Genomic DNA, 11,653 nt, shown 5'->3' with positions numbered 1-11,653 from the left:
TAAATTTCGGCCATGCCGAAAACAGCCCCCAAAGCCCCCGCCAAGCCCGCTTCCAAGACCGCGCCAAAGCCCGTTGCCGCCAAGGCGACGGCGAAGGGCGACCACGTCTTCCTGGTCGACGGCTCGTCCTACATCTTCCGCGCCTATCACGCACTGCCGCCGCTGAACCGCAAATCCGACGGGCTGCAGGTCAATGCCGTGCTCGGCTTCTGCAACATGCTGTGGAAGCTGCTGCGCGACATGCCGGAGGACAACCGGCCGACCCATCTGGCGATCGTGTTCGACAAGTCGGAGATCACCTTCCGCAACAAGCTTTATGCCGAGTACAAGGCGCACCGGCCGCCGGCGCCGGACGACCTGATCCCGCAATTCGCGCTGATCCGCGAGGCGGTGCGCGCCTTCGAGCTGCCCTGCCTCGAGCAGATCGGTTTTGAGGCCGACGATTTGATCGCGACCTATGCGCGGCAGGCCAGCGAGCGCGGCGCGACCACGACAATCGTGTCCTCGGACAAGGACCTGATGCAGCTCGTCAACGACAAGGTCGTGATGTACGACACGATGAAGGATCGCCGCATCGGCCGCGAAGAGGTGATCGAGAAGTTCGGCGTGCCGCCGGAGAAGGTGGTCGAGGTGCAGGCGCTGGCCGGCGACTCCACCGACAACGTGCCTGGCGTTCCCGGCATCGGCGTCAAGACCGCGGCGCAACTCATCATCGAGTACGGCGACCTCGACCAGTTGCTGTTCCGCGCCACCGAGATCAAGCAGCCGAAGCGGCGCGAGGCGCTGCTCGAGAATGCCGAGAAGGCGCGGATCTCGCGCCAGCTCGTGCTGCTCGACGACAAGGTCGATCTCGAAGTGCCGCTGGACGATCTTGCGGTGCACGAGCCCGACGCGCGCAAGCTGATTGCCTTCCTCAAGGCGATGGAGTTCTCCACCCTCACCCGCCGTGTCGCCGACTATTCGCAGATCGACCCGGCCGACGTCGAGGCCGATCCCGGCAACAGGAGCGGCGCGAGCGTGTTCTCACCACTGCCGCCCTCGGACGTGAAGCCGACGCCCGGGCCCGGACAGGAGGCTGCCGGGCGCACGGCCCCAACGGCGAAAGAGCGCACCAAGCCGACCGGCGCCCGGGACGACAAGGCCTCCAGCCTGAAGGGCACGCCGGCCACGCTCGCAGAGACCCGCGGCGAGGCGATCCGCAAGATCGGCTTCGATCGCAAGGCCTACCAGGCGATCGGCACGCTCGATCAACTGCAGACGTTCCTCGCGCGCGTGCACGACACCGGTCATTTCGCTGTCGAGGCGATGTCCGAATCGATCGACCCGATGCAGGCTGAGCTCTCCGGACTGGCATTGGCGCTGGCGCCCAACGAGGCCTGCTATGTGCCGCTCGGCCACAAGCAGCCCGGCGGCGGCGCAGGCCTGTTCGACGCGGGGCTTGCGCCGGGCCAGCTCAAGACCGCCGAGGCGCTGGATGCGCTGAAGCCGTTCTTGGAATCGGCGGGCATCCAGAAGGTCGGCTTCAACGTCAAGTTCGCCGCGGTGCTGCTGGCGCAGCACGGCATCACGCTGCGCAACTATGATGATGCGCAGTTGATGTCCTACGCACTCGATGCCGGCCGCGGCTCGCATGCGCTGGAGGCGCTGGCCGAGCGCTGGTTCGGCCATGCCGTCGTCAACTATGGCGGGCTCGTCGGCAGCGGCAAGGGCAGGCTGACCTTCGATCAGATCGCGATCGACAAGGCCGCGGAGTATTCGGCCGAAAGCGCCGACGTGACGCTGCGCCTGTGGCGCGTGCTGAAGCCCCGCCTGATCGCCGAGCGGATGCTGACGGTCTACGAGACGCTGGAGCGGCCGCTGGTGTCGGTGCTGGCGCGGATGGAGCGGCGCGGCATCTCGATCGACCGCCAGGTGCTGTCGCGCCTGTCGGGCGATTTCGCCCAGACCGCCGCGCGCGTCGAGGCCGAGATCCAGGAGATCGCGGGCGAGCCGATCAATGTCGGCAGCCCGAAGCAGATCGGCGACATCATCTTCGGCAAGATGGGATTGCCCGGCGGCACCAAGACCAAGACCGGCGCATGGTCGACCACCGCGCAGGTGCTCGACGAGCTTGCCGAGCAGGGTCACGAATTCCCGAGGAAGATTTTGGAGTGGCGGCAGGTCTCGAAGCTGAAATCGACCTACACCGACGCGCTGCCGAACTACGTCAACCCGCAGACTCACCGCGTGCACACGACCTACGCGCTGGCGGCGACGACGACGGGCCGGCTGTCGTCGAACGAGCCGAACCTGCAGAACATCCCGGTTCGCACCGAGGACGGCCGCAAGATCCGCCGCGCCTTCATCGCCACCCCCGGCCACAAGCTGGTGTCGGCGGACTATTCGCAGATCGAATTGCGGCTGCTCGCCGAGATCGCCGACGTGCCGGTGCTGCGCCAGGCGTTCCGCGACGGGCTCGACATTCACGCGATGACTGCGTCCGAAATGTTCGGCGTGCCGATCAAGGACATGCCGAGCGAGGTGCGCCGCCGCGCGAAGGCGATCAATTTCGGCATCATCTACGGCATCTCGGCCTTCGGGCTTGCCAACCAGCTCGGCATCGCCCGCGAGGAGGCCTCCGCCTACATCAAGAAGTATTTCGAGCGCTTCCCGGGCATCCGCGCCTACATGGACGAGACCAAGGATTTCTGCCGCCGCAACGGCTACGTCACGACGCTGTTCGGCCGCAAATGCTACTACCCCGACATCAAGGCTTCGAACGCCTCGGTGCGCGCCTTTAATGAGCGCGCCGCGATCAACGCCCGCCTGCAAGGCACCGCGGCCGACATCATCCGCCGCGCCATGATCCGGATCGAGGACGCACTCGCCGAGAAGAAGCTGTCGGCACAGATGCTGCTGCAGGTGCATGACGAATTGATCTTCGAGGTGCCCGATGACGAGGTCGCGGCCACGCTGCCGGTGGTGCAGAAGGTGATGCAGGACGCGCCCTTCCCGGCGGTGGCCCTGTCGCTGCCGCTGCAGGTCGACGCGCGCGCTGCGACCAACTGGGACGAGGCGCATTGAAGAAACCCTACCTCGCCCCGCTTGCGGGGCGAGGTAGCAGATCAGCGCCTCCGCTACATTGCTCCGAGAGCAATTCCAGGATGGCCGCGCAGCGGACGGCACGCTAGCCCGCATTTCTCACAGTGTTGAGGCGCATCGGGGCGCGAATCAGCGAAAGTTCTTTTGCGAGAAGGACTTTGCGATGATTCAAGGAATGCCCCGATGCCGACAGAGTGTAGCGCAGAACGGTTTGATTTTGGAGTGGTGGAAGGCCGGGCTGTGGAAGCGGCCTTTGATGCTGGCCTGGTGACGTCGGACGCTGGAGCGCTGCTTCTGGGCGCCGCCGATCGAGCGATCGATCTGGTGGGGCGTTTTGCAGATTGCTTTCGCGATCATCGCCGTCCGGACTTGATCGAGCATGCGGTCGGGACGTTGGTCGGACAACGGGTCTTTGGCATTGCACTTGGCTACGAAGATCTCAACGATCACGACGAGCTGCGGCACGACCCGCTGATGGCGGTGCTGGCGGGCAAGCTTGAGGCCAAGCGCGAGGACTGCGCGCCGGTGGCCGGCAAGTCGACGCTGAACCGGCTGGAGCTGAGCCGAAACGAGCCTTCGCGCTATCACAAGATCGCCTACGACGCGGCGGCGATCGAGGCGTTGCCGGTGACGCTATTCCTGGAGGCGCACAAGCGACCGCCGGCGCAGATCATCCTCGATCTCGACGCCACCGACGACCCGCTGCACGGGCATCAGGAAGGACGCTTCTTCCACGGCTATTACGACTGTTACTGCTATCTGCCGCTGTACGTGTTCTGCGGCCGGCATCTGTTGGCGGCCAAGCTGCGGCCCTCCGACATTGACGCCAGCGCGGGCAGCGTCGCGGAGGTCGAGCGGATTGTCCGGCAAATCCGCGTCCACTGGCCGTTCGTGCGCATCCTGCTGCGCGCCGACAGTGGCTTTGCGCGCGAGGCGCTGATGGCGTGGTGCGAACGGAACCGCGTGGATTACCTGTTCGGGCTCGCCCGCAACACGCGCCTGGTCGCCATGATCGAAGAGGAGCTCGCCGCGGCGCGGGCTGCAGCCGAGAAGACCGGCCGCCCGGCGCGCCGCTTCAAGGACTTCCAGTGGAGCACGCGCGGCACCTGGAGCCGAAGGCGCCGCGTCGTCGCCAAGGCGGAGTGGACAAAAGGGGAAGCCAATCCGCGCTTCGTCGTGACCTCGCTCAAGCGGGCCGAGGCGGGTGCGCGGCAGCTCTACGAGGACATTTACTGCGCCCGTGGCGAGATGGAAAACCGCATCAAGGAGTGCCAGCTCGATCTCTACGCCGACCGCACTTCCGCGGCGACCATGCGCGCCAACCAACTGCGGTTGTGGTTCGCCTCGATGGCCTATGTGCTGATCTGTGCCCTGAGGCGCATCGGCCTTGCCGAAACCATCTTTGCGGACGCCACCTGCGGCACCATCCGCCTCAAGCTCCTGAAGATCGGCGCACTGGTGCGCATCAGCGTCCGCCGCATCAAGATCGCCATGGCCTCGGCCTGTCCGGCCGCCGAACCGTGGGGCATCGCCGCGCACCGCCTGGCCAAAGCCGCCGGAGCCCGCGCCTCGCCGGCCTGACACGCGAAGCTGCGACGCGCCAAACCGCGGCATCGCCAACTGGCCCACCGGAGAAACCCACAACCTAATCCCGCCAGCCGCGCCTTCCCGCGCAGCAACCCTTCATGGCCATACTGGCACACCAAATCGGTGTTGTCAGATCAGTCGGCCCTGGTAGAGTCGGGGAAGGGCGCGGTAGCTTGGGCCATTCGGCAACGCCCCGTTTCCCTTCCTCGCTCATCAAACCGGACGTGCGGAGCTACCGCATCCGGCTTTCCGACTGGCTTCAGTGCAAGGCCCACGGCGGCGGTCCCAAGTGGACGCGTCGGAGGTGCAAGACCCCGAGCGCGCCAAACACAGCCTCTCGCGGGAAGAGGCGGGTGCCACGCGACGGCACCTTGTGACGTCGGACCAGGAATCCGCGGACCCGTTCGTACACATGGTTATCGACGGTCCGGTACGCCGGTTTCCGAGTGCCGTAGCCGAAGTACGTGCTCCAGCCTCGCAACAAGCGATTGAGCCGGTCACGCACGTCAAGCCAGCACCCGGTGTTGCCGGGGACCAGGATATCGCTCACCTTGGCTTTGAGCCGCTGAACACTCTTCTTGGACGGGCTCGCGCCCAGATACCAATGGCCATCTTTCCGGTACCGATGCGGCCCGAAGCTATAACCAAGGAAGTCGAAGCTCTCGCGCCGGGCATCCTTCACCGAGGTTTTCGCCTCGTTGAGCGTCAGCCCGAGTTTCGTCATCACCGCTTTCGTCCACGCCAGAGCCTCGTGCGCATAGCCGCGGCTGAGGATGACGAAGTCGTCGGCGTACGAGACGATGTGGGCGCGGAAGGCTTCGCCGCGTCCGGTCAATCGCCAATGCTTCAGGAACCGGTTCATATAGATGACGGAGAGCAGCGGGCTTGCAACACCGCCTTGCGGTGTGCCGCGCTTGCTGTTCTTGCCGCCACTCATGCGCCGCTTCCCGTTGCCGTCCCGCTCCTCGACCGGCGCTTGCAGCCACAGCTTGATCAGCCACAGCACATGCCGGTCAACGATGCGTCGGGCCACCGATTTGAGGAGGTCCGAATGCGGGATCGTGTCGAAATATTTCGACAAATCGGCGTCAACCACGTCGGTATAGCCCCGGCAAATCAGCCGGTGCGTTTCCTTGATCGCATCGACCGCGCTGCGACGCGGACGATAGCCATAAGCACTGTCCTCGAAGTCCGCTTCGAATATCGGTTCCAACACGAGTTTGGCGGCAGTCTGAATGACGCGACAGCGGATCGTGGGAATGCCGAGCGCGCGCTCGCCTCCCCCGGGCTTCGGGATCATCACCCGCCGCACCGGATCGGGTCGGTACGTCTTCGAAACGAGGTCCTCGCGCAGCCCCGCTAACCATGCTTCCACGCCCGACGCCTCGATCTGCTCAAAGGTCACCCCGTCAACACCAGGCGCACCCGCATTGGCACGGGCCAGCGCGTAGGCGTGGCGCAGAATGTCCTCACGGCAGATCTTGTCGTAGAGCAAATAGAAGCGGTAGGCAGGCTCCGCCTTCGCCTTGCAATAGAGCTTTCTCTGAAGGGTCCTGATCCTTTCAGGCGTTTCGAGGCTCATCGCCAATCACCTGTTTCCTCACCGTCTTTGAAAGCACACCAGAAGTCAGGGACCTTCCCTCCGCCGGCATTACCCGGTTTCAACGGTACCGCGTCCCTGTCCGACTCCCGCTGCAGGCCGCCGCCAATTGCGACGTTGAAGACGCGACCTCCGCCCGCTGCGGGTCTCCCCCGATTACCCGCATCGCCCTTCCAGCGTGCCGAGTCCACTACCCCGGCGGATCAAACAGGTGCGCACGTCGATTGCTTCCCTATCCACACGGCCTTCCCCGTATCTCAGGCGGGTCGGCATCCGCATCTTCACTTTCGAGGCCTGCTCAGACTTCACTCATATTACGGCCCGCTGGATTGCTCGACCGCCCAAGGCGGCCTTTGTCACGAGGCTTCGAACCGGCCGGTTACCCGACCGATCCGCTCGTCAGCTACCAGATCAATCGACAACTATCTGGGTGGAATCCTCCTCCACTGGTGATGCGCGCCGTCGGGGCGCACTGAGAAATGCGGGCTAGAAGTGCGTGCATCCCCTCACGAGTCCCCGTCATGCCCCATACATCCGCGTTGCTCGGCTTTGCGCTCATCTGCCTCGGCATGGTGCTGACGCCGGGACCGAACATGATCTACCTGATCTCGCGCTCGATCACGCAGGGGCCCGCGGCCGGCATCGTCTCGCTCGGCGGCGTGGCGCTCGGCTTCGTGTTCTACATGCTGTGCGCGGCATTCGGCATCACCGCGCTGTTGTTCGCGATCCCCTACGCCTATGACGCGCTGCGCTTTGCCGGCGCGGCCTATCTGCTGTGGCTGGCATGGCAGGCGCTGAAGTCCGGCGGTCGCTCGCCGTTCCAGGTCAAGACGCTGAAGATCGACGGCCCGCGCAAGCTGTTCGCGATGGGCTTCGTCACCAATTTGCTCAACCCGAAGATCGCGATGCTCTATCTCGCGCTGCTGCCGCAGTTCATCGATCCCGCCGGCGGCAGCGTGCTGACGCAGTCGCTCGCGCTCGGCTCAATCCAGATCGCGATCAGCGTCAGCGTCAACGCGATGATCGCGCTTGCCGCAGGCTCGATCGCGGTGTTCCTCGGCACGCGCCCGACCTGGCTGCTCGTGCAGCGCTGGCTGATGGGCACCGTGCTGACGGGGCTCGCGGTGAAGATGGCACTCGAGGCGCGCAGGGCGTAGCAAGTACCCTCTCCCCCTGTGGGAGAGGGTGGCGAAATCGAGCGAAGCGAGATGAAGCCGGATGAGGGGTCTGCCTCCGCGGAGAGAGACCCCTCATCCGGCTCGCATCTGTCGATGCGAGCCACCTTCTCCCACAAGGGGAGAAGGCAAGAGCGCTCAGCGCCCCCTCAATCCAGCTTCGCTTCCATGCCCCGCTTCGTCGCAGGGCGGGCCATCAGCGCGTCGTACCAGCGCTTGACGTTGGGGAAATCGGCCAGATCCACCTTGTGGCGCGGGTGACGCCAGGCCCAGCCGAGGATCGCGAAATCGGCAACCGAGAGATCGCCGGCGACGAATTCGCGCCCCGCAAGCCGTCGATCCAGCACTCCATAGAGCCGCCGCGTCTCGGCCATGTAGCGCTTGAGGCCATAGGCGCGGTCCTGCTCGTTCTCCAGCGCGATGAAATGGTGCACCTGCCCCGGCATCGGGCCGAAACCGCCCATCTGCCACATCAGCCACTCATAGACCGGAATCCGGTCCGCCAGCGATTTCGGCAGGAACTTGCCGGTCTTCTCGCCGAGATAGAGCAGGATCGCGGCTGACTCGAAGATGCTGACGCGCTTGCCGCCGGGGCCATCGGGGTCGACGATCGCGGGGATCTTGTTGTTTGGGCTGATTTCGAGAAAGGCGGGCGCCATCTGCTCGCCCTTGGTGATGTTCACCGGGATCACCTTGTAGGGCAGCCCCATTTCCTCCAGCGCCACCGAAATCTTGCGGCCGTTCGGCGTGTTCCAGGTGTAGAGTTCGATGGTCATTTTCGCTTCCCCGCGGGCATGATCCGGAAAAGTGGACGCCGACTTTCATGCTCGATCAATGAGCTGAGATCATGATGCAACCGCAACATGATCTCAGCTTTGGCGCCTGCTTACGGGGAACCGGAAGGCGGCACAACCCGCGCTTTCCGCACATGTGTCCGCCGAAAATCGCCGCGCGGGCGCTGTTGACGGCGTAATTTCCGCGCTGGAATGTGGCGAAAAGCGCCGATACATTGCCGCCCGCCTCGAACCCGTAGGAAAAAACCTTGTCGAAATCAGCCTCCCGTGCCCGCCTCGCCGAGATCATTCGCAAGCGTTCGTTTGGACGCGGCGAGATCACGCTGGCCTCGGGCCGCAAGAGCGATTTCTATTTCAACCTGAAGCCGACGATGCTCGACCCCGAAGGCGCGGCGCTGCTCGCCGAGCTCACCTATGAGGCGCTGAAGGACGACAAGCTCGATTTCGTCGGTGGCCTCGAGATGGGCGCGGTGCCGCTCGCCGGCGCCATCGCACAGCTCTCCTGGCTGAAGGGCCACCCGATCGCGGCGTTCTTCGTGCGCAAGAAGCCGAAGGAACATGGCGCGCGGCTCTCGGTCGAAGGACTCGCCAAGGGCGAGACGCTTCAAGGCAAGCGCATCGTGATCGTGGAGGACGTCACCACGACCGGCGGCTCGGCGCTGAAGGCGGTGGAAGCCGTGCGCGAGGCCGGCGGAGAAGTCGCGCTCGTCTTCACCATGGTCGACCGCGAGGAAGGCGCAACCGAAACCTTTGCAGAAGCCGGACTGCCGTTCCGCGCGCTGTACACGGCAGGCGAGTTTCTAAGGGGCTGAGTTCTCACCGCATCCTCTATCGTCGTGCCCGGGTTTGACCCGGGCATGACGAATGGAACCAGCCGCACGCTGCTTCCCTCCGTAGATTCACCACAATCAATCGCTCGTTTACCATCCCACACTAGGGTGAATCGTGCCGGGGCAGCGATCGCCACGGCGCTTTCTGTTGGGTGGAGCGAGCGTTGCGTACAGGATTGAATGATCGGCGCATGCAGCGTCGCGTGATGCTTGTGACCGCGACGCTGGCGGGCGTCACCATGTGCATGCCTGCTCGCGTATCGGCCGAGGGCCTGCTCGACTTCTTCTTCGGCGGTGGGCAAAAGCGACAGGCGCGCCAGGCCCCGCCGCAAGCCAATTTCTTTGCCGACCCGTTCGGCCTCAATCAGCAGGCTGAACGGCCGTCCGCGCCGGTGTCCGCGCCGCGCGTCGCCGGATCGGGGCCGGCCTTCTGCGTGCGCAGCTGCGACGGCAAGTATTTCCCGCTGACCATGCGCGGCAACGCCACGCCGGTGCAGCTCTGCCAGGCCTTCTGCCCGGCGAGCCCAACCAAGGTTTACTACGGCAGCAATATCGACAGCGCCTCGTCGACCGCGGGCGAGCGCTACGCCGACAGCGAGAACGCCTACGCCTATCGCAAGGCGCTGCGCGCCGACTGCACCTGCAACGGCCGCGATCCGGCCGGCCTTGCGCCGGTCGACCTCGCACTCGACGCCTCGTTGCGTGCCGGCGACGTAGTCGCCACCACCGACGGACTTGTCGCCTATACCGGCATCCGCGTCGGCAACGACCAGGCGTTCGACTTCACGCCGGTCGCGTCCTATCCCGGGCTGACGGCAGCGGTCCGCGCCCGGCTCGGTGAAATGAAGGTCGCGCCGGTCAGCGCCGATGTCGCCAGCGACGCGCCGCCGCCGGAAACCAGCCGCGACGCCGCGCCCTCGGCCCCGTCCTCGGCGGTGCCGAAAACCACGGCGCCGAAGCCGGCCAAGCGGGCGCAAGCGAACTGACGGCTCGCGCCGTCATTCCGGGGCGATGCAGAGCATCGAAGCCGGAATATCGACCCGACCAGTGCTACCGCCCGACGATCACGCCGATCACGTTTGGCGCGGCCCGATATTTGTCCTCGATCGCCGCGCGCGCGGCGGCACGGTTCTCCGGATTGAGGATGCCGCGCTTCTCGGCGAGGATCATCCAGCAATAGCCCCACCAGTCCGTCAGCATCCCGTGATCGTCGACGAGATCGTAGCCCTGCTCGGCGGCGAAGATGCGCGCGTGCGCCTCGTCGAGCGAATCGAGCCAGGCGTGATCCTCGAGCGAGAACAGATCGTCGCTGAAATCGTCCGTGGTGTAGCCCCAGATCGACATGCAGACCGCGTTGAACTCGCGGTCGAGCTGGTCGTCATCGACCCATTGGCGCCGCGAGGCCTGATGCAGCCGCGACAACGAGCGGGCGAAATCCGCAATGCGGGTGAGGGCAAACTGATCAAAGGCGATGGTGGACATGTAGTCCTCGCGGAGGCTGATAGACCATAGATATTGTGTCGGCGCAGGCGTCGAATCACAATGATATATCAAAGACTTGCTAAAGTGTTCTTAATTTGTTCCGATGGAGTTAATAGCACCATCCAAGGACGTCGTCCTGGCGAAAGCCAGGACCCATTACCCCGGCAGGTCGTCATCTTGTGAGCTTGAGCCGACCCATGAGTGCAGGCAGCTACTACGTCTACATCTTGGCAAGCCATCATCACGGAACGCTCTACATCGGCGTCACCAACGACCTTCGGACGCGGCTCGAACAGCATCGTTCAGGTCATGGCTCCAGGTTCGTGCAGAAGTACAAGATCTTCCGTCTCGTTCATGTGGAAGAATTCGCCACGCCGCAGGAAGCCATTGCGCGTGAGAAGCAACTGAAGTTCTGGAAACGCGAGTGGAAGATCAAATTGATCGAAGCAGAAAATCCCGACTGGAACGACCGGTCGGGCCTCATTTGACGGGCGGGGTAATGGGTCCTGGCTTTCGCCAGGACGACGATGTTGGAGCGGAACAGGACTTCACGCACCCAGCCAATCAACTCGCGCGCCCTTCAAGAGCAATAAGGGCCGCTGAACGATGTCAGCGGCCCGGCCGTAAAAATTGCTTCGGTATGAAATGCGCCTGCCCCACGCGCGGCAGTCGATTTTGTAAGGAACTCGTTAAGCCTTGGAAATCCGTATCACCACGGTGTTCCCGATGCGCGCGGCGCGCGGGCCGCCACCTGGAAAAACGCGTGTTTGAACCGGCCGCCGCGCGCGAATGAACCAGCCGTCTTGCGGCCTGCGCGAGCGGCTCAGCTTGCAGCCGACAGCAGTTTGTCGCCGCATGCGTTCGCGTAGAACTTGCCGCCGCATTGCCGCTTGATCGCAGCACAGCGGGCGGCCGGGGTGGCGTTCGGTGTCACGCTGAAGCGGCAGCTCAGTCCGTCGGCGCTGCGGCCGATCTTGCCTGCGGCGTAAGCGGCGCTCGTGGCGCTGATGCAGACCACGAGCAAGGTTGCGGCCGCGATCTCGATCAATAGCCTCATCGCGCATCCTCCGCTAAAATGTCGCCAAATGTCGGCTTCGAAGCCAA

General features: G+C 64.5%; 10 protein-coding genes. 6 read left to right on the top strand and 4 right to left on the bottom strand.

Going from position 1 to position 11,653, the window contains the following annotated elements; genetic code table 11:
- The first annotated feature begins 12 nt into the window (after positions 1-12).
- Positions 13-3,063 carry a DNA polymerase I gene (polA, locus tag MTX19_RS04090; protein ID WP_280982542.1) on the top strand — a complete coding sequence of 1,017 codons (3,051 nt, stop codon included), beginning with the start codon at positions 13-15 and terminating at the stop codon, positions 3,061-3,063.
- Positions 3,064-3,264: 201 nt separating this feature from the next.
- The gene (locus MTX19_RS04085; protein WP_280980118.1) at positions 3,265-4,662 is read left to right on the top strand and encodes an IS1380 family transposase; all 1,398 of its coding nucleotides are present in this window, start codon (positions 3,265-3,267) and stop codon (positions 4,660-4,662) included.
- 265 nt (positions 4,663-4,927) lie between these two features.
- Here the strand turns inward: MTX19_RS04085 and ltrA are convergent, their stop codons facing one another.
- Complete coding sequence (gene ltrA, locus MTX19_RS04080; RefSeq protein WP_280980119.1) at positions 4,928-6,250, bottom strand: group II intron reverse transcriptase/maturase; 1,323 nt, start codon at positions 6,248-6,250, stop codon at positions 4,928-4,930.
- A gap of 539 nt (positions 6,251-6,789) precedes the next feature.
- On the opposite strand from ltrA, the gene MTX19_RS04075 reads away from it, so the two are divergent.
- On the top strand, positions 6,790-7,425 hold the full coding sequence (locus MTX19_RS04075) for a LysE family translocator (RefSeq protein WP_280982541.1): 636 nt from the start codon (positions 6,790-6,792) through the stop codon (positions 7,423-7,425).
- Positions 7,426-7,592: 167 nt separating this feature from the next.
- Here the strand turns inward: MTX19_RS04075 and MTX19_RS04070 are convergent, their stop codons facing one another.
- On the bottom strand, positions 7,593-8,219 hold the full coding sequence (locus MTX19_RS04070) for a glutathione S-transferase family protein (RefSeq protein ID WP_280982540.1): 627 nt from the start codon (positions 8,217-8,219) through the stop codon (positions 7,593-7,595).
- 266 nt (positions 8,220-8,485) lie between these two features.
- Between MTX19_RS04070 and pyrE the strand changes: the two genes are divergently transcribed.
- Both pyrE and MTX19_RS04060 read left to right on the top strand, forming a co-directional pair.
- A complete protein-coding gene (gene pyrE, locus MTX19_RS04065) occupies positions 8,486-9,049 on the top strand; it encodes an orotate phosphoribosyltransferase (protein ID WP_280974322.1) in 564 nt (187 codons plus the stop codon).
- 209 nt (positions 9,050-9,258) lie between these two features.
- The gene (locus MTX19_RS04060; protein ID WP_280982539.1) at positions 9,259-10,053 is read left to right on the top strand and encodes a DUF2865 domain-containing protein; all 795 of its coding nucleotides are present in this window, start codon (positions 9,259-9,261) and stop codon (positions 10,051-10,053) included.
- Between the two features lie 64 nt (positions 10,054-10,117).
- On the opposite strand, the gene MTX19_RS04055 is transcribed toward MTX19_RS04060, so the two are convergent.
- Complete coding sequence (locus tag MTX19_RS04055) at positions 10,118-10,549, bottom strand: hypothetical protein (protein WP_280985849.1); 432 nt, start codon at positions 10,547-10,549, stop codon at positions 10,118-10,120.
- A gap of 197 nt (positions 10,550-10,746) precedes the next feature.
- Here MTX19_RS04055 and MTX19_RS04050 point away from each other — a divergent pair, with 197 nt between their 5' ends.
- Positions 10,747-11,037, top strand: coding sequence for a GIY-YIG nuclease family protein (locus tag MTX19_RS04050; protein ID WP_280982538.1), 291 nt, complete (start codon positions 10,747-10,749; stop codon positions 11,035-11,037).
- 335 nt (positions 11,038-11,372) lie between these two features.
- Here MTX19_RS04050 and MTX19_RS04045 read toward each other — a convergent pair whose 3' ends face one another.
- Positions 11,373-11,606: a hypothetical protein gene (locus MTX19_RS04045; RefSeq protein WP_280982537.1), complete on the bottom strand. Its 234-nt coding sequence runs from the start codon at positions 11,604-11,606 to the stop codon at positions 11,373-11,375.
- Between the last annotated feature and the right edge of the window lie 47 nt (positions 11,607-11,653).

The organism is Bradyrhizobium sp. ISRA464, assembly GCF_029910095.1.
Taxonomy (GTDB): domain Bacteria; phylum Pseudomonadota; class Alphaproteobacteria; order Rhizobiales; family Xanthobacteraceae; genus Bradyrhizobium.
The sequence above is the reverse complement of the archived record's forward strand: the minus strand, read 5'-3'. Positions and strand labels throughout refer to the sequence as shown.